We start from the raw sequence: 23,758 nt of genomic DNA, 5'->3' as shown, positions 1-23,758 counted from the left end.
GTCGCGGCGGCTTCGGTCAGCGCGATGCGCCCGGCCGCACCGGCCCGGCTCATGGCGTCGAAGTTCATCATCGTGCTCCAGCTGCCGCCGGTGATCTGGGCGCCGAGCACGGGATCGTTGAACTTCGGATCGTTGGAGGCGAGCTGGACGCGCATGTCCTTCCAGGCCGCACCGAGCTCCTCGCAGATAATCTGCGCCATGGTGGAGGCGATGTGCTGGCCCATGTCGGCCTTGCCGCAGGTCACGGTGACCAGGCCATCGGGCGCGATCGAGTACCAGACGCTCGGCTCGAAGGCTGAGGGCGTCGTCGCTGCAAGCGCGCTATCGGCGAGGCCGGCATAGCCGAGCACGAGGCCGGTGGCGGCGGTGCCGACCAGGAAGGAACGGCGGCTGAGATCGGGGGCCATATCTGGGGTCATGGCGGGCGCTGCTTTCACGTGCTCGTTCATGTCGCCCTCCGGTCGCTGCCGTTCGAGGCGGTGCGCATCTCGGATGCGGCGCGCTGGATCGCCTTCTGGATCCGCGAATAGGTCATGCAGCGGCAGAGATTGCCGTCCATATGCGCTGTGATCTCCTCCTTGGTCGGGCTCGTGGTCTTGGCGAGCAGCGAGGCCGCCTGCATGATCTGGCCCGATTGGCAGTAGCCGCATTGCGGCACCTGCTCGGCGATCCACGCCTTCTGCAAGGGATGATCGCCCTTCTGCGACAGCCCCTCGATCGTCGTGATCTTCTTGTCCTTGACGTCGCCGACCATGGTCTGGCACGAGCGCACCGCCTCGCCGTTGACATGCACGGTGCACGCCCCGCACAGCCCCGCGCCGCAGCCGAACTTGGTTCCGGTCATCTGCAACTGCTCGCGGATGACCCATAGCAGCGGCGTGTCGTTCGCCGCATCGACGGACATGGTCCGTCCATTGATGGTGAGATTAGGCATGTGGTTTCTTCCCCGCCCGGCGCTACGACTTCGCTTACGGCGAAGTTCGGTTTATGAGACGCCAGCACCCACCGGTTCGATGCCAGCCTGCGCGAAAGAATGATCGCGTTGACGGAGCGACGCAACGGAATTTGGAACCTCGCCTTTGCGAAATGACGCGGCAATTCCGGTTGTGCAGCGCCGAAACTCTGTGAGCGCGGCGCCGCATCGGCTAAGACAGGCTGCCGTCGACGGCACTGCGCGAGGAGACGTCAGCTCATGAGATTACAGGCCTACGCCAATCGGTGCGCTGCCGCCGCGATGCTTGCATCGGCCCTGCCGCTCACCGCCGTGCTGATCGCGGAGCAGGCCGAGGCGCAGCAGTCCCCGCCGCTTTCCATCGCCCGCGCGCCTTTCACAGCGACGTTATCCAACGTGTCGCCGCTTGCCTTCGGCATGGATGTCGGGGAGACATCGCGCGTGCTGGAGCAGCCGCTGGTCTATCTGAACGGGGCGCCCGGCAACGAAACCTTTCTCGCCTTGCGCGATCTCGGCGGCAGCGGATTGGTCCCGCAGCATCACCGCCTGTTTCTCAAGTTCCGCAAGGGACGGCTGACCGGCTGGAAAGAGGACTACGGCACCAACTGGATGTGGCGCTGAGCGCCGCGACAATCTGCAGAGGATAGAACGTGGGACAGGACATCAAGCTCACCGCATCGGACGGCTTCCAGCTCGGCGCCTACAAGGCCGATCCAGCCGGAACGCCCAAGGGCGCGCTGGTCGTGATCCAGGAGATTTTCGGCGTCAATCACCACATCCGCAACGTCTGCGACCGTCTTGCTGCCGAAGGCTATGTCGCGATCGCGCCGGCGATCTTCGACCGCGTCGAGCCCGATTTCACCTCGGGCTACTCGCCCGATGAGATTGCCGTGGCCCGGAAGTTCGTCGCCAATCCGGATTGGCAGGCGTTCCTGCGCGATACCCAGGCCGCGATCGATGCGGTGAAGGCTGTCGGACCGGTCGGCATCATCGGCTTCTGCCTCGGCGGCAGCATCGCCTATGCGGCCGCGACCAAGCTCGCCGGGCTGAAGGCCGCTGTCGGATATTACGGTGGCGCGGTCGTGCGCTTTGCTGAGGACAAGCCGACCGTACCGACCCAGCTGCATTTCGGCGAGAAGGATACGGGCATTCCGCTGACCGACGTCGAAACGATCAAGGCTAAACGGCCGGACGTCGAGATCTTCATCTACCCCGGCGCCCAGCACGGCTTCGGCTGCGACGAGCGGGGGAGCTACGACAAGGCGAGCGCTGATCTGGCCTGGACTCGCAGCCTAGCGTTCTTTGGAACGCATTTGCGCTGAATTTCCTCTGCCGTCATTGCGAGGAGCGAAGCGACGAAGCAATCCAGGGGCGTCATGCGTGGCCCTGGATTGCTTCGCGGAGCCTGTCATCGGGCCGCGCTTTTGCGCGGACCCGTTAGCTCGCAATGACGGTGGATGGAGCTTCGCGTCACTCTGCGGCCGACGTAAACAGTGGCTGCGACGACGGCAACGAGATCAGAACCAGCGCTCGCCGACCTGAATCGTATCCCCCGGCTTCAACGACGTCCCGAGCGGAACCTCGCAGCGGGCGACGCCGGAGGGATCGGTGTGCGTCAGCGTGACGATGTCACGCCGGGCGCGCGGCGAAAAGCCGCCGGCGATCGCGATGGCGCTCTCGACCGTCATGTTGGGCACGTAGGGATACTGGCCGGGCGCCTGGACTTCACCGAGAATAAAGAACGGGCGATAGGCTTCGATCTCCACGGCGACCGATGGCTCGCGGATGTAGCCGTTGCGCAGCTTGGCGGTGATCTCGGCGGCGAGACCTGCGGTGGTGCGGCCACGCGCGGGGACGCTGCCGATCAGCGGCATCGTGATCGATCCGGACGCATCGATCGCATAGGTGTTGGTCAGGCCCTCCTGGCCGTAGACGACGACACGCAGCTTGTCGCCGGCATCGAGATGATAGACGGCGTCACGCCGCCCCGGCGCATAGCCGGCGGGCATGACGTACGCGCCCGGACTGGGCGCGGCGGCGAACGCGTTGCGCAGCGCGGGGATCGCTCCGCCCTGCCCGGTGGCGGCAACCGGGCTGGAGGAAGGTGTCCCATAGGCCATTGCGTCGAGATCGCTCGGCTGGGCGACAGCCACGGGGGAGGCCGTGTGCATGCAACCCGACAACAGGATCGTGGAAACGACGGCAATGACCGGAAGAAACAACGCGCGCACTCGAACAATCCTTGAATGAGGATGTGCTCTAGTCATGCGCGGTTAAGGTTAACAAATCGTTGGCGCGTGCAGTCGCCGTCTGTCGCAAGTGCGCAGGTGAAAGCCCGGCCAAAAAAAATCCCCCTCCCACGGCGTGGGAGAGGGATCTGATACGAGCTAGCGGTGACCGGGCGCGCGAGCGCCGTCTATGCGCTCACACCCACACCGATCGGACACGCCACGCCGGTGCCGCCGAGACCGCAATAGCCGCCCGGGTTCTTGGCCAGATATTGCTGATGATAGTCCTCGGCGAAATAGAACGGTCCGGACGGCGCGATCTCCGTGGTGATGGCGCCGAGCCCCTTGGCACGCAACGCCTGCTCATAAGCGGACTTCGACGCCTCGGCCGCCTCGCGCTGCGCGTCGCTGAAAGTGTAGACTGCGGAGCGATATTGCGTGCCGACATCGTTGCCCTGGCGCATGCCCTGGGTCGGATCGTGACTCTCCCAGAATGTCTTCAACAGGCGCTCATAGGAGATGAGCTTGGGATCGAACACCACCAGCACGACCTCGGTATGCGCCGTGAGCCCCGAGCACACCTCCTCATAGGTCGGGTTCGGCGTATGGCCGCCCGCATAGCCGACGGCCGTGACATGGATGCCGTCACCGAGCTGCCAGAACTTGCGCTCGGCGCCCCAGAAACAGCCGAGCCCGAACACGGCCTGCTCGAGGCCGGCGGGATAGGGCGGCAGCAGGCGGCGGCCGTTGACGAAATGCGTGCTCGCGGTCGGGATCGGCTGGGCGCGGCCGGGCAGCGCCTCGGCGGCGCTCGGCATGGCAGCGGGTTTGCGCATGAAGAACATGGCGTGTCTCCGGGCATGGCATTCGCCCGCGGGAGAGAGCCCCGCGGCGCGATGACCTTCAATTGAGGATTATATAGGTCTCTACGCCTGAAGCCCCAGCGGTGTTACGCCGCTTGCCTGCGGTCAATCGCGCCCATAGCCGATCAGCGGCCGGCGCGGCCGGAACAGCAGCATCAGCAGGATCCCGAGCAGGCCGAGCACGGCGAAGACCGGCTGATCGAGGAAGGCCTTGACGATCCACTCCCACAGAAACGGCGCCTTGGCCTCGACCCAGGCCTTGAAGGCGGCCTGGCTGGTCTGATGGACGTCGTTCCAGAGCTGGCCGAAGCGGGTGAACTGCAGCGCCTGGTCGGCAACCCAGCGGGCACCGTCATAGACCAGGAAGATGAAGCTTCCGGCCAGCAGCAACAGCCCCACCAGGCGGAAAAAACCGCGGATCATGCCTCACCTGCCCTCTCTCGCTCGCCCCGACCGGCAGCAAGGCCATAGCGGGGCCTCCTTAGAAATTCAACCTCGTCAGGGGTTTAGAACCGGCTTTTGGCCGGTTCCGGCGCTCGCTGCGGCTTCCGAGACCGTTGACGGTCGGTAAGGCTGCGCCTATAAGGTCCGCCACTGGCGGTGGGCGCAATCCCGCCGCCGCTGTTCTTTGAGCAGCGCCGATCCGCCGAGCAACCGCTCCGGTCATGGCATTCTCAGAGAGGCGTCCGAACAACCCACCGCGTCGATGGGGCCGCGTCAAGCGGGCCGCGCGCGTACCCGCACAAGCGGCGACTGCTCGCCGCCGAAGGATATTTGAGAGCATGGCCAACACGACCTCTGCGAAGAAAGCGACGCGCAAGATTGCCCGCCGCACCATCATCAACAAGTCGCGTCGCACCCAGATGCGCGGCGCGGTCCGTTCCGTCGAGGACGCGATCAAGAAGGGCGACCGCGACGCCGCGCTGAAGGCGATGGCCAACGCCGAGCCGCAGCTGATGCGCGCCGCGCAGCGCAACATCATTCACAAGAACAACGCCAGCCGCAAAGTCTCGCGCTTGGTGCATCAGATCGCGAAGCTCGCTGCGAAGTGAGCCCATCGCGCGACTGACGAACTATCAAGATGCAAATAGCCCGGCTCGCGCCGGGCTTTTCTTTTGCGCACGCTGTTGCGGCGCTTCTCGTCCATCGCATCGTCTCGCCTTCTAGTTCATGTTCTAGTTCGTGGCGACATCACCGCAGCGATGCATTCTCCGCGTGCTGGAACACGCGCATTGTCGCGTGCGCCTGACATGTTCCGTAGTCCTACGTATCGTTCCGTAATTTTACGCGGTGACAATATTGTCTCACCGGAAACAGCTGCGAATCTGCGCATTGTGGCTGCGCATCAATGTCAAGAGCGCACGATGCCCTGCCTGCCTCGCGCAACGCACGCGACGGGAGTTACCCGCTGCGAGCAATCGAAAAAAACATCGTCTCGAAAATGACTTAAGCGCATAGCGAGTCCAAGTGATTGGAAAAGCGGGTGAGCTCGGTCGAATGTTAAAAAATTTATGAAGAAATTTTGCGCAGACCATGTTGTTTGTCACATCCGAGATTCCTCGCGATGATTCAAAACCTTGCTTTCTTAACGCGGATCATCGCGCGGCAAGAGGCGCGAAGACTCGTCAGGCGTGCGCAAATCAAATGGATTGCGAGTCCCGACGCATCGTGTATTTCTTTTATCCACTCGCGGCGCCCACGATCTTGAGACCAGCGCGGTTTTAGAAACGGGGCGGACGTGCAAATCGGCGGCGGTGTGCGCGTTGGCGACGCTTTCCAAAGCGGTGGCCGGATCAATCTCCATAGCAATGTGGGGAGCGACCGAATGTTGTCGAAATTTCTCGGGCGTAGCATCATCGTTGCGCCGCTTTAAACAAGAGAAATACGACGTCGGTCGACCGGCTGAAGCTTGCGACGGCTGCGCTCAGCGAGTGGACAAGTTGGACGGGATGACGGCGGCGCGGCTGAATCTTGGGGTTCAGGTGCGGCGGCATTGGGATGACAACTTGCCGTGAGCGATCGCGGTAAGGCGGGGAGGTTGCATGCTTTACGGACACATTGCGGTTAAACACCAGAGGCTGGTTCCGGATCACGCACCCTTAGAGACCGAAGTGATCGACGAGACCGAAGTGATCGACATCGCCGGCGTGGCCATCACCAGCACGGCCATCGGCCCGCCCGCCGCGTCCATTGCGCATCCGAGTATGCGCTGACCTCGCGAAGACCTTTCTTCCCCAGCATCGATCATGCCTGACGGCGCGAGCGCCGAACGGCAAGCCATGTCTGGAGTTGAACCTCCGCTCGAGGTCTCGCTGCGGCAGACGCGTCTTTTCCATTTGGACGTCTGCCCGGCGGTCACACGACACCACCACTCAATTCGAAAAGTTGCGACTGCCATGACAAATTCGGAACAGGAACGCTGGTCTCGCGTGAAGGGTCGGCTGCGCTCGACCGTCGGCGAGGACGTCTATACGAGCTGGTTCGCCCGCATGGACCTCGAAGCTGTCCAGGACGAAAGCGTTCATCTGTCGGTGCCGACGCGTTTCCTGAAGAGCTGGATTCAGGCGCATTATGCTGAGCGCGTGCTGTCGTGCTGGCAGGCCGAGATGCCCGAAGTTCACCGCATCGATCTGTCCGTTCGCACCGCGATGCGTTGCGCGACGCCGGCCAAGGAAGTGCCTGCGCCGGTGGAAGCGCGCCGCCCCGAGCGCAGCGACGCCAAGCCCGTCGCCGATACCCGCGCTCCGATGATGACTCCGGTCGCAGCCGGCCATGATGCACTGGGTGGCTCGCCGCTCGATCCGCGCCTGACCTTCGCGAGCTTCGTGGTCGGCCGTGCCAATACGTTGGCGCACGCCGCCGCTCGCCAGGTGGCCGACGGCCGCCGCGGCGATCCCGTGATGTTCAACCCGCTGTACATCCATGCCGGCGTCGGCCTCGGCAAGACGCACCTGTTGCAGGCCGTGACCTGGGCCGGCAATGCCGGCGGCGAACGCAAGGTGCTGTATCTCACCGCCGAGAAATTCATGTACGGCTTCGTCGCGGCACTGAAATCGCAGACTGCGCTGGCCTTCAAGGAGGCGCTGCGCGGCATCGACGTGCTGGTGATCGACGACCTGCAGTTCCTGCAAGGCAAATCCACCCAGGCCGAGTTCTGCCATACGCTGAACGCGCTGATCGACGCCGGCCGCCAGGTGGTGATCGCCGCCGACCGGCCGCCGTCCGATCTCGAAAGCCTCGATGATCGCGTCCGGTCGCGCCTCGCGGGTGGCCTCGTGGTCGAGATGGCGACGCTCGGCGAGGATCTGCGGCTCGGCATTCTCAAGTCGCGCGTCGCCGCGGCTCGCGCGCATCATGCGAGCTTCGACGTGCCGGAGCCGGTGCTCGACTATCTCGCCCGCTCGATCACCCATAACGGCAGGGATCTCGAAGGCGCGATCAATCGCCTGCTGGCGCATTCCAAGCTCAACAACCAGCCGGTCACGCTCGACATGGCCGAGCGCGAGGTGCGCGATCTGGTCCGTCCGCAGGAGCCGAAGCGGATCAAGATCGAGGACATCCAGCGCGTCGTCGCCCGGCAGTACAATGTCAGCCGCTCCGACCTGTTGTCGTCGCGCCGCACCGCCAACGTGGTGCGCCCGCGCCAGGTTGCGATGTACCTGGCCAAGACGCTCACCCTGAGGTCCCTGCCCGAGATCGGTCGCCGCTTCGGCGGGCGCGACCACACCACCGTCCTGCATGCCGTGCGCAAGATCGAGGCGCTTGTCGGCAAGGACATCACGCTGAACGACGAGGTCGAGTCGCTCAAGCGGCAGTTGCAGGACTAGTTCATCCGCACGGCCAGCCCGATCGGCAAGGGGGTGCGGACAGAAGGTCCGGCCCCAGCCGCGGTTGCCTGCCAAACCAACGCCCTTCGATCAGCTCCCCGGCGCGCCGAAACGCCTGCCGAAACATGGGAAATCGGCCCGCAATCCCTTGCGCTCGGGCCTCATCCGCGCCACTTTACGCCTCCCCCTCACGCTCCTGGACGCTGAAAAAGCGCTGTTCGGGCGGCGAGGTGCCATCGGCCGCGGCGCTGTTCCAGCCCGCCGGCATTCCAGGACGAGCTCAGTTGGGAACGGGCGGGATAGTGCAATGAAGGTGACCGTCGAACGCGCGCAGCTGCTGAAGTCGCTGGGCCACGTCCATCGCGTGGTCGAGCGGAGGAACACGATCCCAATCCTGGGTAACGTTCTGGTCCGCGCCGAGAATGCCCGGCTGTCGCTGCGCGCCACAGACCTCGACCTCGAAGTGACGGAAACGCTGGCGGCCGAGACTGCGACCGCAGGTTCCACCACCGTCCCGGCGCACATGTTCTACGACATCGTGCGCAAGCTGCCGGACGGCTCGCAGATCGTGCTGGAGAGCGATGGCGAGCGCGCGGTGCTGGCGATCCGCGCCGGCCGTTCCAAGTTCACCCTGCAGACCTTGCCCGAGAGCGACTTCCCGGATCTCGCCGCGGGCGAGATGACTCACGCCTTCGGCGTTCCCGCCAAGGACATCAAGAGCCTGATCGACCGCACGCAGTTCGCGATCTCGACCGAGGAGACGCGTTATTATTTGAACGGCATCTATCTGCATGCCGGCGGCAATGCCAAGCAGCCCACCTTGCGCGCGGTCGCCACCGACGGCCACCGCCTCGCCCAGGTCGACCTGCCGCAGCCGGCCGGCGCGGCCGAGATGCCCGGCGTCATCGTGCCGCGCAAGACCGTCGGCGAGGTGCAGCGGCTGATCGAGGACAATGACAGCGAGATCAAGATCGAGCTGTCGCAGGGCAAGATCCGCTTCACCTTGGGACAGGTGGTGCTGACCTCCAAGCTGATCGACGGCACCTTCCCGGACTATGGCCGCGTCATTCCGCAGAACAACGACAAGGAACTCGTCGTCGACAAGGCCGACTTCGCCGCGGCCGTCGACCGCGTCTCCACCATCTCCTCCGAGCGCGGCCGCGCGGTGAAGCTGGCGCTCGCCCCCGGCAAGCTGGTGCTGTCGGTGACCAATCCGGATTCCGGCAGCGCGACGGAAGAGCTCGAGGTCGAGTACGCCGCCGACGCGCTCGATATCGGCTTCAACTCGCGCTATCTGCTCGACATCGCCGCCCAGATCGAGGGCGAGGTCGCGGTGCTCAGGCTGGCCGACCCGGGCTCGCCGACCTTGATCCAGGACCGCGACAACAGGAACGCGTTGTACGTGCTGATGCCGATGCGGGTGTGAGTTTGGTTCTGCTGCTCGTTTCCCGCAGCGAAATTGAGGTAACTCTGTCATGGCCGGGCTTGACCCGGCCATCCATCCCTTCAAATGACCTACTGGGTCTACATTCTCGCCAGCAAGCCCGGAGGCACGCTCTATGTCGGCGTGACCAACGATCTTGTACGGCGGATCCATGAGCACCGCGAGGGTCTCGCCGAGAGCTTTACGCGGCGCTACCGCATCAAGCTGCTGGTCTACTTCGAGGCGCATGAGACGATCGCTGCAGCGCTGCAGCGTGAGAAGAACATCAAGCACTGGTCACGTGAATGGAAGATCGACCTGATCGTCGCAGGCAATCCGGATTGGCGAGACCTATATGATGAGATCGTCCGCTGACGCGGATGATGGATTGCCGGGTCGAGCCCGGCAATGACAGAATTGGGCTTTATAACTCCTTCAATGACCCCCTCTCGCATCAACCGCCTGTCGCTGACGCACTTCCGCAGCTATCGCGCGGCGAGCGTGAGCGTGCAGGCGGACATGGTGGCGCTGGTGGGGGCCAATGGCGCCGGCAAGACCAATTGTCTGGAGGCGATCTCGTTCTTCGCGCCGGGCCGTGGGCTGCGCCGGGCCACTCTGGAGGATGTCGCCGACAATCAGGGCGACGGCTCATGGGCGGTCTCGGCCGAGGTCGAGGGCGCGCTGGGACTGACCACCTTCGGTACCGGCATCGAGCCGCCGCGCAGCGATGCCAGCACCACGCGCCGCTGCCGCATCGACCGCGAGCCGGTCGGCTCGGCCGCCGCGTTCGGCGATCACATCCGCATGGTTTGGCTGACGCCGGCGATGGACGGGCTGTTCATGGGCTCGGCCTCCGAGCGGCGCCGCTTCTTCGACCGCCTGGTCCTGGCGATCGACAGCGAGCATTCCAGCCGCGTCTCGGCGCTGGAGCGCTCGTTGCGCTCGCGCAACCGGCTGCTCGAGGTGCGCAATTTCGACGACCATTGGTGCGACGCCATCGAGCGCGAGACTGCGGAGCTCGCGGTCGCCGTCGCCGCGAGCCGCGGCCAGACCGCCGTGAAGCTCGCTGCGATGCTGCGCCAGCGCGGTGCGGCGTCGGCCTTTCCCTCCGCCGAGATCGCGCTCGACGGCTGGATGGAGAATGCGCTGCTCACGGAGTCCGCGCTCGCCGTCGAGGACCGCTACCGCGCGATGCTGCGTGACAACCGCGCGCGCGACGCCGCGGCAGGACGGACGCTCGATGGGCCGCATCTCACCGACCTGCACGTCATCTACGCGCCGAAGAACATGCCGGCGCGCGACGCCTCGACCGGCGAGCAGAAGGCGCTCTTGATCGGCCTGATCCTCGCGCATGCGACCCTGGTCGCCGAGACCACCGGCATCGTGCCGATGCTGCTGCTCGACGAGATCGTCGCGCATCTCGATCCCGGCCGCCGCACCGCGTTGTTCGCCGAGCTCGGCACGCTCGGTGCCCAGGTGTGGCTGACCGGCGCCGATCCCGCCGCGTTCGCGGAGCTGCGTGAGCTCGGCGAGATCTTCGACGTCGAAGGCGGCCGCATCAGCGCGCGGCGGTAACTCATTCCGCCGTTGAACCTATCAGTTCCCAGGCCCGACTAGCAGTCGGTGGATGGCCAACGGCATCCTCCGTCAGCTCGCAGGCGCACGCGCCTCAATCGAAATCCTGGAGATCTGTGATGTCCAAGCTTTGGCCGCAGGCCATCGCCACACCGCGCCTGCATCTGTTGGCCTGCGGCTTGTTGCTGCTCGCGAGCGGCGCTCTCCCTGCGCGCGCCGACGACGCCATCGTCGATGTCCACGCGCTGCCGCGCGCCGAGGGCGCCGTCGAAGACACCTCCCGCCCCGATCGCTACCGCGTCGTCTACCGCCTGCCGATACCGCCCGCGGCGACCAATGCCGCCACGCAGCAGGTACTCAGCGCTGACGGCTGGGTGCGCTACATCCGCCCGCTGGAGGAGCGCAACACCACGCTCAACTACAAGAAGGGCAAGCAGGGACTATCTGTCTCCTTCACCGGCAGCGGCGGGCGCATGGATCTGTCGGAGGTGAGCTACTCGCCGCAGCGGATCTACGCCGATCTGCCGTTCCCCGACGGCGCCACCGACATCGTGTTCGATGAAACCCGGCCTTATCTGTCCTGCGTCGTGCCGCTGGCACTCGACGCGACGCAGGCGTTCTTCGCAAAGGAAATGACCGCGACCGGCTGGCAGCCGCTGACGGCTGACGCCGCGGCGCGCTGGCCGAATGCGGATCTCAGCGAGGCCACGCCGAACGGTGTGCGCGCCTTCTACAACCGCGTTGCTGACGACGGCCCACGCCGCCAGAATCCGGTGATGCTGACGCTGACCCGGCGGGCCGACGGCAAGACCAATGTCGAGATCCGCATCGCGCCATTCGCACTTCCGGCCCAGCTCGAAGCCGGCGACGACCGCGCCGGCCTGCCGATGCCGAAGCCGACCAAATCGTCGCAGAGCCTCGGCAGCGCGACCTCCGCGAACCGGCAGGCCAAGGGCGCCGTGATCGCCGAGCTGCCGACGGTGCTCGCCTTCTACACGCGTGAGCTGCCCGCTCGCGGCTTCCGGATCGATACGGCCCTGCCGGGCACGCCTGACGACGTGACGCTCAAGGTGGCCTCCGCCGAGGAGACCGGGACGCTCAAACTGTCGCGCAGCTACGATCTCACCATGGTCGAGATCTCGATGCGCGCGACCGAAGCGGCGCTGGCCGCGCGCGCCAAGGCCAAGAAGGACGCCGACGACAAGTTCATGGCCGACGCCGCCGCGATGGCCAAGCAGGTGATCGCCGCCGACGAGGCGCGCCGCGCGCAGCAGGCCGGCGCGATGTCGGATGCACCGGTCAAGACGCTGGCCGACAATCCCGCGCCGATCGCGCTGCCCGAGACCGCAGAGGCCGTCGAGTTCGACGGCAGCCAGGGCCGGCTGGAGTTCAAATCCAGCTCATCGGTGAAGGCGCTCGCCGGCTTCTTCCGCTCGACCCTGAAGGCGGCCGGCTACAAGGAAGCGCCGACCGTGATCGACAATCCGACCATGGCTCACCTGGAGTTTGCCGCGAAGGGCAAGTCGGTCAGCTTCACGATCATGCAGATGGGTCCGAAGGTGAACGTGACGGCCGATGGCACCGGCCTGATCGCGGCCGCCAAGCCGGCCGCCGCCGCGCAGCCGGCCAAGGACGCCACGCCGCTCGAAGCCGATCCGTCCTCCGCGCTGCCGGTGCCGAAGGAGCGCAGCGCGACCTCGCTGTCGACGTCGAAGGCCCCTGGCTTCGATCAGCCGGTCCGCTTCCAGCTCGAGGCCAGCGTGCCGGCCGAGCTGAGTGCCGTGCTGGCGTTCTACCGCGCCGAGCTGACGAAGCTCGGATGGCGGGAGAAGTCCGAGGGGGCGCAGACCGGAGCCGACAAGGCACGGCTCGCCTTCGCCTCGCCGCAAGGGCCCGCCGTCCTGACGCTCGGCCGCGCCAGGGGTGAGACCTCGGTCAATCTGGTGCAGAAGAACACGGACGCCGCGGCGAAGGCCGAGATCCTGCCGAAGCCCGGCCAGGCCAAGCTGATGCTCGGCAATGTCGGCGAGACCGACGCGGTGCTGACGATCAACAAGCAGACGGTCAAGATCTTAGCCGGCACCGGCAGCCCGAAGACGCCCAGGGGCCCGCTGCTCGATTTGCCACCCGGCAAGTACCGCTACGAGGTCAGGACCGGCAGCCGCGCTCCCTTCAACGACACCATCGAGATCGGCGCCGGCGATGTCTGGGGCCTGATGGTCGGCCCGACCGGACAGGCCCTGCCGCTGCCGCTGTACTGAGCGTTCGAACGCTCCGTTCACAACCGATCGAGACCCTGCTCCAGGCCGCCCCAACGGGCGGCCTGACGCACTGGAAGGCCCTCCGGAGCGGCGTTTCGAGGCGCCTTCCGGACACCTCCCAAAAGCCGTCCGAATCGGCGTTTCGCAGGCCTCGAAGAGGGCTCCCGAACGGCTTGAAAAACCGTTAAAAAAACCTATTTCTTCAATGTCTTAGGACACGCCTTTTTGCGCTAGGCGCGCCCCGTCTTTCATGGCACAAATAGCGTTCTCAGCACCCCAGCGCGACCTCGCCCTACGGGACCCCTTCAAAGGCCTCACATGACCGAACCCGCCCGGCAAACCATCGCCGACACCGAGCCTGCCACCGCGAACGAATACGGCGCAGAATCGATCCGGGTGCTGAAGGGCCTGGATGCCGTGCGCAAGCGCCCGGGCATGTATATCGGCGACACCGATGACGGCTCCGGCCTGCATCACATGGTCTACGAGGTCGTCGACAACGCCATCGACGAGGCGCTCGCGGGCTATGCGAGCCGCGTCGAGGTCGTGCTCAACGCCGACAATTCCGTCACCGTGCGCGACGATGGGCGCGGCATTCCCGTGGGCATCCACAAGGACGAAGGCGTCTCCGCGGCCGAGGTCATCATGACCCAGCTGCACGCCGGCGGAAAGTTCGACCAGAACTCCTACAAGGTCTCCGGCGGCCTGCACGGCGTCGGCGTGTCCGTCGTCAACGCGCTGTCGAGCAAGCTCGAGCTGCGCATCTGGCGCGAGGACAAGGAGCACCTCATCGTGTTCGCCCATGGCGACGCTGTGGCACCGCTCCAGGTCGTCGGCGATACACCCGGCAAGCGCGGCACCGAGGTGACGTTCCTCGCCTCGACCGACACCTTCAAGACCGTCGAATACGACTACGCCACGCTCGAGCATCGCCTGCGCGAGCTCGCCTTCCTCAACTCCGGCGTCCACATCATCCTCTCCGACATGCGCCACGCGGTCGAGAAGCGCGAGGAGATGTTCTATTCCGGCGGCGTCGAGGAGTTCGTCAAATATCTCGACCGCAACAAGAAGGCGATCGTTCCCAATCCGATCATGGTGCGCTCGGAAGCCAACGGCATCACCGTCGAAGCCGCGCTGTGGTGGAACGACAGCTATCATGAGAACGTGCTGTGCTTCACCAACAACATCCCGCAGCGTGACGGCGGCACCCATCTCGCCGGCTTCCGCGGCGCGCTGACGCGCCAGGTCAACGGCTATGCCGAGGCCAATGCGAAGAAGGAAAAGATCGCGCTGACCGGCGACGACTGCCGCGAAGGCCTCACGGCCGTGCTGTCGGTGAAGGTACCGGATCCGAAGTTCTCGTCGCAGACCAAGGACAAGCTGGTGTCCTCGGAAGTGCGGCCCGTGGTCGAGAACGTCATCAACGAGGCGCTGTCGGCGTGGTTCGAGGAGCATCCGTCGGAGGCCAAGACCGTCGTCGGCAAGGTGATCCAGGCCGCCGCCGCCCGCGAGGCCGCGCGAAAAGCGCGCGAGCTGACGCGCAAGAATCCGCTCAACAACATCGCATCATTGCCCGGCAAGCTTGCCGACTGCCAGGAGAAGGATCCGGCCAAGTCCGAGCTGTTCATCGTCGAGGGTGACTCGGCCGGCGGCAGCGCCAAGCAGGGCCGCAACCGCGAGTTCCAGGCGGTGTTGCCGTTGCGCGGCAAGATCCTCAATGTCGAGCGCGTGCGTCCCGACAAGATGCTCTCCAGCGAGCAGATCGGCACATTGATCACCGCGCTCGGCACTGGCATCAGCGACGACTTCTCGATCGACAAGCTGCGCTATCACAAGATCATCGTGATGACCGACGCCGACGTCGACGGCGCCCACATCCGCACCTTGCTGCTGACCTTCTTCTATCGGCAGATGCGCCAGATCATCGATCGCGGCCATCTCTACATCGCCCAGCCGCCGCTCTACAAAGTGACGCGCGGCAAGTCCGAGCAGTATCTGAAGGACAATCGGGCGCTCGAGGACTATCTGATCAACGCGGGCCTCGATGACTGCGTGTTCAAGACATCCGACGGCGAGGAGCGCAAGGGCCGCGACCTGCTGACGCTGGTCGATGAGGCTCGAAACGTCCGCAACGTTCTCGGCAATCTGCACAGCCGCTACGACCGCAAGGTCGTCGAGCAGGCGGCGATCGCCGGCGTGCTGCGCGCGGAGATCACCCGCGACATCGCCACCGCCGACGCCGCGGCCGAATACATCGCCAAACGGCTCGACGTGCTGGCGGAGGAGGTCGAGCGCGGCTGGATCGGCCATTTCGTCGAGGGCCAGGGTTTTACCTTCGAGCGCACAGTGCGCGGCGTGAAGGACGTGGCCGTGATCGACGATGCGCTGCTCGCCTCGGCCGACGCCCGCAAGCTCGACGACTACGCCGCCCGCCTGCAGGACGCCTATGCCAAGCCCGGCTTCCTGCGCCGTGGCGATACCCAGACCGTGATCCACGGCCCGGTCGACCTGTTCGAGGCCGTCACCGATTCCGGCCGCAAGGGCATCGCCATGCAGCGCTACAAAGGGCTGGGCGAGATGAACCCGCAGCAGCTCTGGGAAACCACGCTGGATACCGAAGCGCGCACGCTGCTCCAGGTGAAGGTCAAGGAGGTCGACGAGGCCGACGACATCTTCACCAAGCTGATGGGCGACGTCGTCGAGCCGCGCCGCGAGTTCATCCAGGACAATTCGCTGTCGGCCAACGTGGACGTGTAGCCCTCTAGCGCGGCCCGACAACATCGTCGTTGCCGGGCTCGGGATCGACGACGATCTTGAATTGCGTGATCGCGCCAGAAATCCGGCGCAGGACGCGCGCCGCTGCTTCCACCGATGGCCCCGCCTTCGACGCGTCGAAGTCGTCGTAGACGGCATTCCTGGCACGGTGACGCATCCTCATCAGTTCCAGCAGATCAAGGCGGAGCGCAGCATCGAACATGGCTGGCCTGCCTTTGTCCCCGTGCATCGGCCGGGAGACCCGGTCGATCAGATCCTTATGCCAGGCGTCGCCGGACGGGCTGGTCTCACCAAGGATGTCGAGAACGCGTTTGATCGCCTTCTCCAGCAGAGTGTATCCCGTTTCCATCCCATGCAGGAACGCATTCGAACGCTCCCATGCGGTATCGGGATCATCGGAATCGAAGCCACCCCGCTCGAACGTCCGGATTGCCATGCCGAGCTGATTGGTGGCACTGGCCAGGTCAGCCTCCACATCGCTCCAGCGATCATCGCTCATGGCAAGATGACCGAATGACCGGCGATGCGCGCCAGCAGGCGCTCGCTCACCTGAGACCTGAGATGTATATCGGCTGGTAGATCATGCTGACGGCACAGGTCCTCGACGAATTCAACGGCAGCGACCTCCTGCTCGGGCGGAACATCGACGATGACGTCGAAATCGCTGTCGAATGACAGGCGCTGCTGGGCGACCGATCCAAAGACGATGAAGTGGCCGCCGCATCGCTTCGCGAACGCCCTGAGACCCGTCATGACGGCCTCCGCCGCCCGCCGCCGTCTTGCGGTCTCGCGCACCTTCCGTTCCGACACTGTGACCACATCGGTCATGGCGACTCCTTGCGTGAATATCAGCGTTCCCGAGACCGAACACAATGCCTCGCCGGGCCGGGATTTGACCGGGACAGGCTCGAGCCGCGCCGGTGGCCGGCCCGCCTTAGCCGTGTTATTCACTCGACCATGCGGGTTGCGCCCCGCCCGGCGTTGCCCTGTTACCCTCTCAGAACGGACCTTTCGCGCATGGCGCCCATTCAATACATCGTCGAGGGCGGTCAGCGGCTCAAGGGCGCGATCGAGCCGTCGGGCAACAAGAACGCGGCGCTGCCGATCATCGCCGCGGCGCTGCTGACCGACCATCCGGTCACGCTCGACAACGTGCCGCGCATCCGCGACACCGAGACGCTGGTGGAGCTGGTGCGCTCGGTCGGCGCCTCCGCCGAATGGCGCGGGCGGAACCGGCTCGCGATCCATGCCAAGGACATTCGCGCCGCCGATCTCGATCCCGACCTCTGCGCGCGCATTCGGGCCTCGATCCTGCTCGCAGGTCCCCTGCTCGCCCGCTGCGGCGAAGTGGCGCTGCCGCCCCCCGGCGGCGACGTCATCGGCCGCCGCCGTCTCGACACGCATTTCCTCGCCTTCGAGCAGCTCGGCGCCACAGTCACCGCAAGCGACAAGATCGAGCTGCGCGCCTCCGGCCTCAAGGGCGCCGACGTCTTCCTTGACGAGCCCAGCGTCACCGCCACCGAGAACGCGCTGGTCGCCGCCGTCGCCGCGCATGGCACGACCTATCTGCGCAATGCGGCTTCGGAGCCGCATGTCCAGGATCTCGCGCATTTCCTGGTCGCGCTCGGCGCCAACATCGAGGGCATCGGCACCAACACGATGGTGATCCACGGCGCGAGCACGCTCGGCCAGGCGTCCTATGCGATCCAGCCCGACCACATCGAGGTCGGCTCGCTGATCGGGCTCGCCGCGGTGACCCGCTCGCCGCTGCGCATCGTGCGCGCCGGCACCGAGCATCTGCGCTCGATCCGCATGGGCTTCGAGCGGCTCGGCATCATCTGCGAGGTCTCCGGCGACGACTTGGTCGTGCCTTCCGACCAGACCATGAAGATCCGGGACGATTTCGGCGGCCACGTGCCGAAGCTGGAAGACCAGCCCTGGCCGGCCTTCCCCGCCGATTTGATGTCGATCGCGATCGTCACCGCCACGCAATGCGAGGGCGTGATCCTGATGTTCGAGAAGATGTTCGAGTCCCGGATGTTCTTCGTCGACAAGCTGATCTCAATGGGCGCCCGCATCGTGCTGTGCGATCCGCACCGCGCCATCGTGTCCGGCCCGAACCGTCTGCGCGGCGCCCGCGTCGTCTCTCCCGACATCCGCGCCGGCATGTCCATGCTGCTCGCCGCGCTCTGCGCCGAGGGCACCTCGATCATCGACAACGCCGACCAGATCGAACGCGGCTACGAGCGCATCGACGAGAGGTTGAATGCGCTGGGAGCCAAGATCACGCGGGTGCCGGAACGGGGACGGTAATCTCATTCAAGCAATACCGTCTCCGCGACATTGGCGAGAGACCGTAGGGTGGGCAAAGAGCCGCCGCAAGGCGGCTCGTGCCCACCATCGAGCCGCACACGACGCCCTCACGGCGGGCACGGCGCGAGCGGCATCGTACGCAACTGAGACACCGTGGCGCGCCTTTGCCCACCCTACGCATCGTGATAAACGTCCTGAAACATCAGCATGCGCCCGAGCTGCTGCTCGCTCTGACCCGGAAAGCCGCAGCGCGCTGCGAATTCATCAGCATCCCGATAGGTCCCGAACAGCCAGTCCCAGATCGGCAGGTCGCCGTAGTTGCCCGCGTGCACGTCAAGCTCGTGGTGCAGCGAATGCAGCTCCGGCGTCTGGACGAAATATTTCAACCAGCGCGGCGATTTGTAGTTGGCGTGATAGAAGAACTCCCCGGTCGCCGCGAACAGGTTGAACCACAACGCGCCCGCGAACGAGCAGCCGAGCAGCGGGAACAGGATGAGCGCGGCGAGCATGCCGTCGGCCAGGATCTCGATCGGGTGCTTGTAGAACGACGTCACCGTCTCGATGCGGCTCGGCGAATGATGGATCTGGTGAAACAGCCGCCACCAGCCGTTCATGTGGCGAATGCGGTGCCACCAGTAGCAGAAGAAGGTGCCGACGAACCAGGCGATGAAGCCCTGCAACATCGGCGAGCGCAGGGTGCGCAACTCAAACAGCGAGCTGCCGTCGACGAGATGCATCCACAGCCCGCAGGTCATGAGCGTGATGCCGACCTGCGACAGCGTGACGATCAGCGCCCGGCCATACCAGCCGGGGGCATTCGGCAATTCGCGACCGGGGGCGACGCGTTCGAGCGTCATGAAGGCCGCGGCGCTGGCGGCGGTCAGCAGTGGAGGAATGACGAGCGAGGTCATGGCGGCTCACCTGGGATCGCGGATCCCATGATCGCGATCCGCTCTGGCCGCCAGGACAGCACCAGACGTGTGCGCTCGTCGATGACACGTACGTGCTAGGTGGGCGCTCGGCTCCCGGTGAGCCCCGGCGCAACTACTTCAGCGCTGCAATCAGCTGGCTGCGCTTGCTGATGCCGAGCCGCTCATAGATCACCCGGAAATGATTGCCGACCGTGTGCTCGGAGATGCCGAGGCGGGTCGCGATCGTCTTGTCCGGCAGACCCATCAGCGCGAGATCGACCAGCTCGCGCTGCCGCTCCGTCAGCTTGCCGAGATCGAGCCGCGGCGCCGCGACCTGCTCGGTGGCAAGGAACAGCGCGTGCAGCACCGGCGCGATCAGGTTCAGAGACATCCGAACCTGCTGCGGCTGGTCGGCCACGACCCCGGCAAAGCTGAGATAGGTGCCGGCACTGGCGAAGGGATCGATGACTCCGTGCCCCGCGACGACACCCAGCGACAGCTGCCTGATCTCGTCGAGCTCGCGCGCGGTCGCGAATGACGGAGGATCGGAGGGATCGAGAATGAACGCCGCGCGGTTCTGCACCCACCAAGCAAAGCAGCCGCGCGCGCCGAGATCGAAGCTCTCTTCGAGCCCCGCCACGAAATCGTCCGGATAACCCGATGTCACCAGATTTTGCATTCTGATACGGCCGCCGACGAGCCGGCCATAGGCGCCGAGAAAGCGCTGGAACGGAAAGAAGCGGCGCAGCGGCCCCTCGACCCAGGCGAGGATCTGATCCTCGGTCACGGTCCCACCCGGCACGGCACCGAGCGCCTCGATCCAGGCGTTGAGGTCGGGCCGAGACTTCTCCGCGTCCCCGAGCCCGGACTTGCCATCCTTCGCGCCACGCACGCTCATCCCCCTGGTCCTGACATCTGATTATAGCACAAACGGCCTGCCTTACGCCGCGATCAGCGGGTAAAGTCGTGTCGACGTCATCCACTCTCTGCAAGATCATGACAGGTGTCTGCTTAGCTTCGGTCACGCACGACGCGCTCCGCGCGCTGGTGACGCGCGACGACGCCGCGTCGCTGGCGATCTTGCGCACAGCGGCAGCCGACGCCGACCAGTTCATCCGTCGAACCGCGATCGAGATCATCGGCCGGCACCCGAACGGGCAGGGCCTGCGCGACGTCGTCTTGACCGCACTCACCGACACGTCCGACTATGTCGTGCGCGCAAGCTGCGAGGTCATCAAAGACTGGGCATGGAATGAGGCCCACGACGCCGTGGCGCGCTTGCTGCGCACCCGGTCCCCAGCCACGCGACAAGTCGCTATCCGAGCGCTGGGCACGATCTGGCGGCCAACGGACTTTGAAGCGGTCCATCGCATCTACAATTGCGATGCCGATCTGGCAGTGAAGCGCGAGGCCGCATGGGTGTTGCGCGCACAGGCCACGGCCGCCGATTGGCAGCAGCTGTTCGAGGATTTGCGCGGCGACGACCTGCCTCGGCATCGCGTATGGGCGTGCGAACTGGCCGCCGCGTTCGGCGCCCCAACGACGATTCCCATCATGGACACGCTGTGCGCCGATCGCGACGGCCATGTTCGGAAGGCGGCGGAGAAGGCCATCACCACGCTCCGCGCGCGTCGCTCGGATGACGACAATTCCGATGCCGTCGGCATAGAGCGCCGCTAGCCGAGGCCCCCATGCAGGACGTACGTCCACGATCTCGTTCCACGCAGCAAGCATGACCTCGATCGCGCCCGCGCGGCCGTCCAGGCCGGCTATCCCACCGTTGCCCCGATCCTGCCGCAGCTGACGGCATGGCTGCAGGACGGCAATTGGCCCGTGGCTCACATTCTCGCGCCGTTCCTTGCCGCGATCGGCGCCCCCATGGCGCCGCACATCTGGCATGTCCTGAGATCGGACGATCAGGCCTGGAAGTATTGGATCCTCGGCTGGATCATGCCGTCGCTTCCGGAGGATGTCGCCGCGCAATTCCGCCCGGAGCTGGCGCGCCTCTGTCATGCGCCGACGGAGAGCGAACGACAGGAAGAGCTCGACCATCAGGCGCGCGACGTCCTCGTGCATTTCGGGTAGTCTTGACCATCGAGCACTGGCGGGACAGCCGAGGCAAAGACAATGGGGCTGGTACGCAAGTGGCTTTCGAGGTTGATCGGCAAGCCACTCAAAATCGATGACGCGTTCTTCGGGCGCCTCGTCTCCATGGGATCCTACTGGGAAGCGAGGCGGCTATTCTCGCCCACGGGAGTCGAAATCGAGCTCTTCATCGACGCCCCCGGCGAACGGCAGCCGCCCAATGCACAACAGCGCGAGTTCTTCGCATGGGTCAAGCACCACTACGTCGAGATCATGGGAAATGTCCCTCAGGTCGCACGGCCCAGGTATGAGCGGTGGTTTCGAAGATCGATCGACGTTCCGTTCGAGGCGGAATTTATGCTGACCAGCTTTTCGATTCCGGCTCCGATGGAGGGCCCGGCCGAGTGGGAGATGTCGTTCGACTCGCGGACCGATCCGAACCACATATTGGTCGTAGAGCTCCGTGGCGCAGAAGCGCTCGTCGCCCGCATGGATGGCTGAGGCTGGCAAGGCCAGCTCAGCCAAGCCCCCAGCGGGTTGACTACCGCTTTTCAGAATTTTCGCTTGCTTTATTTCCGAACTTCAGAAATACTACACCCATCCCGTCCTCATGAGAGGGACGCTTCGCGATCGTCACGGACCGTTGAGGGTGGGATGCGATGGATGCGGCGGCTCACAGCGTGCACTTGGGTAGCGCCCCGAGGCTGGTACGTGGACGAATGAGACGTCGCATACGGCGAAATCGTATGGTCCTGGCCTCCCGACGCTGAGGTCAAGCCGGCGGGCGATCCGCGGGTGACGGTGGCCAACAAGCCCGGCGCACCGAGGAGAGTACGTATAGCCGTTCCAACCATTGCGCAGGGAAGGCCGGTTGTGCGGCCCACCTGTGGTGACTGCCGCCTGCTACTTCTTTTGCAGGCGGGCCATGGGTGTGGTCAAGCACCCGGCCTTCCCTGCGCCCTCTCACTTCCGAGGGCCGCCGATCCGGTAGAGCTCGGGCGCGAAACGCGCCGCGAGACCGCGGAGCCGCGGGCGACAAGATGCGACGCGAAACATGATCGTCGATACCCAGGCCAAACTGCGCCCACACGCCGCACGGCCATGCCGTGAAACATGCCGCGGTGATGTGCATGCGCTCGCCAAGGCTGCTATAGCCGCGCCCATGACCCGCAGCATTGGAACCGAGACCGCGCCGCCGGAAGCGCCGGCACCACCGCTCGCCCTCGAACTCTGGGAGACGATCCGGCTCGCCGCGCCGATGGCGCTGACGCAATTGTCGCAGATCGCGATGATGTCGACTGACCTCGCCCTCATCGGCCGGCTCGGCGGCGATGCGGTCGCGGCGGCGGCTCTGTCCGGTACCGTGTATTTCGTCGGCTCGACCTTCGGCATGGGCCTAATGTCGGCCGTTGCGCCGCTGGCCGCGCAGGCATTCGGCGCTGACGATGCCGGACTGGTCCGCCGCGCCTTGCGTGTGGGACTGTGGACCGGTCTTTTCATCGCGCTGCCGATCATGCTGATCGCGCTGAACGGCGAGGCCATCCTGCTGGCGCTCGGGCAAACGCCAGGCGTGGCGCATCTCGCGCAGGACTATCTGGCCGGCCTTGCCTGGGGCGTCGCGCCGATGCTGTGGTTCCTGGCGTTGCGCAGCTTCATGGGTGCGGTCAATCGCCCCGAGCCGGTGCTCTGGATCACGCTCACGGCGATCCCGCTCAACGCACTGCTGGTGTATCCGCTGCTTTACGGCCATTGGGGCTTTCCGCAACTCGGCCTGACCGGCGTCGGGCTCGCGACATCGACGGTGAATCTTGCAACCTTTCTCGCCGGGCTATGGTTTGCCGTCGCGCGTCCGCCCTTCCGCGACTATCACATCCTGGCACGACCGGGACAGATCGACTGGCCGCTGATGCGGCAGTTGCTGATCATCGGCGCACCGATCTCGTTGTCCTTTCTGCTCGAATACGGCCTGTTTTCGGCGGCCGCGATCCTGATGGGGCTGATCAGCACGCCCGCGCTGGCCGCGCATCAGATCGCGCTGCAGATCACCGCGATCCTGTTCATGGTGCCGTTCGGCATCAGCATGGCCGCGACCGTGCGCGTCGGCCATGCCGCCGGACGCGGCGATGCACATGGCGTCCGCCGCGCCGGACTGATGGCGCTGCTGCTCGGCTTCGTCCTCGCGGTCGCGTTCACGCTCGGCATCATCCTCGCGCGGTTCGACATCGTGCGGCTGTTCATCGGCTCCGGCGGTGCCGATGCAACAGCGACGGCGGCGCTCGCGGCCACGCTGCTGCTGGTCGGGACGACCTTCTTCATCACCGACGCACTGCAGACCATCGCGGTCGGCGCGTTGCGCGGCATCAAGGATACGCGCATTCCCTTGCTGCTTGCCGTGCTCGGCTATTGGCTGATCGGCTTTCCGGCCTCTTACGGGCTGGGCCTGCACACTGCGCTCGGCGCGATCGGCATCTGGATCGGGCTGTCGCTCGGCACCGCGATCTACGCCGCACTGCTCGTGCTGCGCTTCCTGCGGCTGTCGCGATGA

General features: G+C 65.4%; 23 protein-coding genes and 1 pseudogene. 15 read left to right on the top strand and 9 right to left on the bottom strand.

All coding sequences use genetic code 11. The annotated features are described in order from the left end of the window. Both NLR35_RS17520 and NLR35_RS17515 read right to left on the bottom strand, forming a co-directional pair. Positions 1 to 449: molybdopterin cofactor-binding domain-containing protein (locus NLR35_RS17520; protein WP_257167762.1), on the bottom strand; the 449-nt coding region annotated here is incomplete at its 3' end. Next, complete coding sequence (locus NLR35_RS17515; protein ID WP_257167761.1) at positions 446 to 934, bottom strand: (2Fe-2S)-binding protein; 489 nt, start codon at positions 932 to 934, stop codon at positions 446 to 448. The genes NLR35_RS17515 and NLR35_RS17520, both read right to left, overlap by 4 nt. 300 nt (positions 935 to 1,234) lie before the next feature. Between NLR35_RS17515 and NLR35_RS17510 the strand changes: the two genes are divergently transcribed. Together NLR35_RS17510 and NLR35_RS17505 are read left to right on the top strand one after the other, a co-directional pair. Then, positions 1,235 to 1,573, top strand: coding sequence for a hypothetical protein (locus NLR35_RS17510; RefSeq protein ID WP_257167777.1), 339 nt, complete (start codon positions 1,235 to 1,237; stop codon positions 1,571 to 1,573). A 29-nt stretch (positions 1,574 to 1,602) separates the two neighbouring features. Beyond that, positions 1,603 to 2,274, top strand: a complete 672-nt coding sequence (locus NLR35_RS17505; protein WP_257167760.1) for a dienelactone hydrolase family protein — start codon at positions 1,603 to 1,605, stop codon at positions 2,272 to 2,274. 195 nt (positions 2,275 to 2,469) lie between these two features. On the opposite strand, the gene NLR35_RS17500 is transcribed toward NLR35_RS17505, so the two are convergent. The 3 genes from NLR35_RS17500 to NLR35_RS17490 all read right to left on the bottom strand — a co-directional run bounded on the left by NLR35_RS17500 (position 2,470) and on the right by NLR35_RS17490 (position 4,466). Further along, the gene (locus tag NLR35_RS17500; RefSeq protein ID WP_257167759.1) at positions 2,470 to 3,183 is read right to left on the bottom strand and encodes a polysaccharide biosynthesis/export family protein; all 714 of its coding nucleotides are present in this window, start codon (positions 3,181 to 3,183) and stop codon (positions 2,470 to 2,472) included. Positions 3,184 to 3,368: 185 nt separating this feature from the next. After that, the gene (msrA, locus tag NLR35_RS17495; RefSeq protein ID WP_257167758.1) at positions 3,369 to 4,025 is read right to left on the bottom strand and encodes a peptide-methionine (S)-S-oxide reductase MsrA; all 657 of its coding nucleotides are present in this window, start codon (positions 4,023 to 4,025) and stop codon (positions 3,369 to 3,371) included. Between the two features lie 123 nt (positions 4,026 to 4,148). Continuing rightward, entirely contained in the window at positions 4,149 to 4,466 is a 318-nt protein-coding gene (locus tag NLR35_RS17490; protein WP_257167757.1) for a hypothetical protein, read from the bottom strand. Between the two features lie 359 nt (positions 4,467 to 4,825). Between NLR35_RS17490 and rpsT the strand changes: the two genes are divergently transcribed. The 8 genes from rpsT (at position 4,826) to gyrB (ending at position 15,886) form a co-directional block, all read left to right on the top strand. Beyond that, positions 4,826 to 5,095: a 30S ribosomal protein S20 gene (rpsT, locus tag NLR35_RS17485; protein WP_257167756.1), complete on the top strand. Its 270-nt coding sequence runs from the start codon at positions 4,826 to 4,828 to the stop codon at positions 5,093 to 5,095. A 990-nt stretch (positions 5,096 to 6,085) separates the two neighbouring features. Further along, positions 6,086 to 6,256, top strand: a complete 171-nt coding sequence (locus tag NLR35_RS17480; protein ID WP_257167755.1) for a hypothetical protein — start codon at positions 6,086 to 6,088, stop codon at positions 6,254 to 6,256. Positions 6,257 to 6,439: 183 nt separating this feature from the next. Beyond that, complete coding sequence (gene dnaA / locus NLR35_RS17475) at positions 6,440 to 7,870, top strand: chromosomal replication initiator protein DnaA (protein WP_257167754.1); 1,431 nt, start codon at positions 6,440 to 6,442, stop codon at positions 7,868 to 7,870. A 307-nt stretch (positions 7,871 to 8,177) separates the two neighbouring features. Continuing rightward, entirely contained in the window at positions 8,178 to 9,296 is a 1,119-nt protein-coding gene (gene dnaN / locus NLR35_RS17470) for a DNA polymerase III subunit beta (RefSeq protein ID WP_257167753.1), read from the top strand. 84 nt (positions 9,297 to 9,380) lie between these two features. After that, the gene (locus NLR35_RS17465; protein WP_257167752.1) at positions 9,381 to 9,668 is read left to right on the top strand and encodes a GIY-YIG nuclease family protein; all 288 of its coding nucleotides are present in this window, start codon (positions 9,381 to 9,383) and stop codon (positions 9,666 to 9,668) included. Between the two features lie 63 nt (positions 9,669 to 9,731). Next, entirely contained in the window at positions 9,732 to 10,868 is a 1,137-nt protein-coding gene (gene recF, locus NLR35_RS17460; RefSeq protein WP_257167751.1) for a DNA replication/repair protein RecF, read from the top strand. A gap of 119 nt (positions 10,869 to 10,987) precedes the next feature. Beyond that, positions 10,988 to 13,129: a hypothetical protein gene (locus NLR35_RS17455; RefSeq protein ID WP_257167750.1), complete on the top strand. Its 2,142-nt coding sequence runs from the start codon at positions 10,988 to 10,990 to the stop codon at positions 13,127 to 13,129. A 318-nt stretch (positions 13,130 to 13,447) separates the two neighbouring features. Further along, positions 13,448 to 15,886, top strand: coding sequence for a DNA topoisomerase (ATP-hydrolyzing) subunit B (gyrB, locus tag NLR35_RS17450; protein WP_257167749.1), 2,439 nt, complete (start codon positions 13,448 to 13,450; stop codon positions 15,884 to 15,886). A gap of 4 nt (positions 15,887 to 15,890) precedes the next feature. Here the strand turns inward: gyrB and NLR35_RS17445 are convergent, their stop codons facing one another. Continuing rightward, on the bottom strand, positions 15,891 to 16,403 hold the full coding sequence (locus tag NLR35_RS17445; RefSeq protein ID WP_257167748.1) for a hypothetical protein: 513 nt from the start codon (positions 16,401 to 16,403) through the stop codon (positions 15,891 to 15,893). Then, on the bottom strand, positions 16,400 to 16,699 hold the full coding sequence (locus NLR35_RS17440; protein WP_257167747.1) for a nucleotidyltransferase domain-containing protein: 300 nt from the start codon (positions 16,697 to 16,699) through the stop codon (positions 16,400 to 16,402). The genes NLR35_RS17445 and NLR35_RS17440 overlap by 4 nt, the downstream gene beginning before the upstream one ends. A gap of 222 nt (positions 16,700 to 16,921) precedes the next feature. Between NLR35_RS17440 and murA the strand changes: the two genes are divergently transcribed. Then, positions 16,922 to 18,217, top strand: a complete 1,296-nt coding sequence (gene murA / locus NLR35_RS17435) for a UDP-N-acetylglucosamine 1-carboxyvinyltransferase (RefSeq protein ID WP_257167746.1) — start codon at positions 16,922 to 16,924, stop codon at positions 18,215 to 18,217. A 173-nt stretch (positions 18,218 to 18,390) separates the two neighbouring features. Here the strand turns inward: murA and NLR35_RS17430 are convergent, their stop codons facing one another. After that, positions 18,391 to 19,128, bottom strand: coding sequence for a sterol desaturase family protein (locus tag NLR35_RS17430; RefSeq protein WP_257167745.1), 738 nt, complete (start codon positions 19,126 to 19,128; stop codon positions 18,391 to 18,393). A gap of 133 nt (positions 19,129 to 19,261) precedes the next feature. Next, complete coding sequence (locus NLR35_RS17425) at positions 19,262 to 20,026, bottom strand: LuxR family transcriptional regulator (RefSeq protein WP_257167744.1); 765 nt, start codon at positions 20,024 to 20,026, stop codon at positions 19,262 to 19,264. 68 nt (positions 20,027 to 20,094) lie between these two features. On the opposite strand from NLR35_RS17425, the gene NLR35_RS17420 reads away from it, so the two are divergent. From NLR35_RS17420 to NLR35_RS17405, 4 genes and pseudogenes are all read left to right on the top strand, one after another. Beyond that, entirely contained in the window at positions 20,095 to 20,808 is a 714-nt protein-coding gene (locus tag NLR35_RS17420; RefSeq protein ID WP_257167743.1) for a HEAT repeat domain-containing protein, read from the top strand. Positions 20,809 to 20,853: 45 nt separating this feature from the next. Then, a pseudogene (locus NLR35_RS17415) lies at positions 20,854 to 21,213 on the top strand (DUF5071 domain-containing protein); the annotation flags it as partial. A 42-nt stretch (positions 21,214 to 21,255) separates the two neighbouring features. Next, complete coding sequence (locus tag NLR35_RS17410) at positions 21,256 to 21,714, top strand: hypothetical protein (protein WP_257167742.1); 459 nt, start codon at positions 21,256 to 21,258, stop codon at positions 21,712 to 21,714. A 661-nt stretch (positions 21,715 to 22,375) separates the two neighbouring features. Next, positions 22,376 to 23,758, top strand: coding sequence for an MATE family efflux transporter (locus tag NLR35_RS17405; protein ID WP_257167741.1), 1,383 nt, complete (start codon positions 22,376 to 22,378; stop codon positions 23,756 to 23,758).

The sequence above is a fragment of the Bradyrhizobium sp. SRS-191 genome (genome assembly GCF_024586915.1).
GTDB lineage: Bacteria > Pseudomonadota > Alphaproteobacteria > Rhizobiales > Xanthobacteraceae > Bradyrhizobium.
The sequence above is the reverse complement of the archived record's forward strand: the minus strand, read 5'-3'. Positions and strand labels throughout refer to the sequence as shown.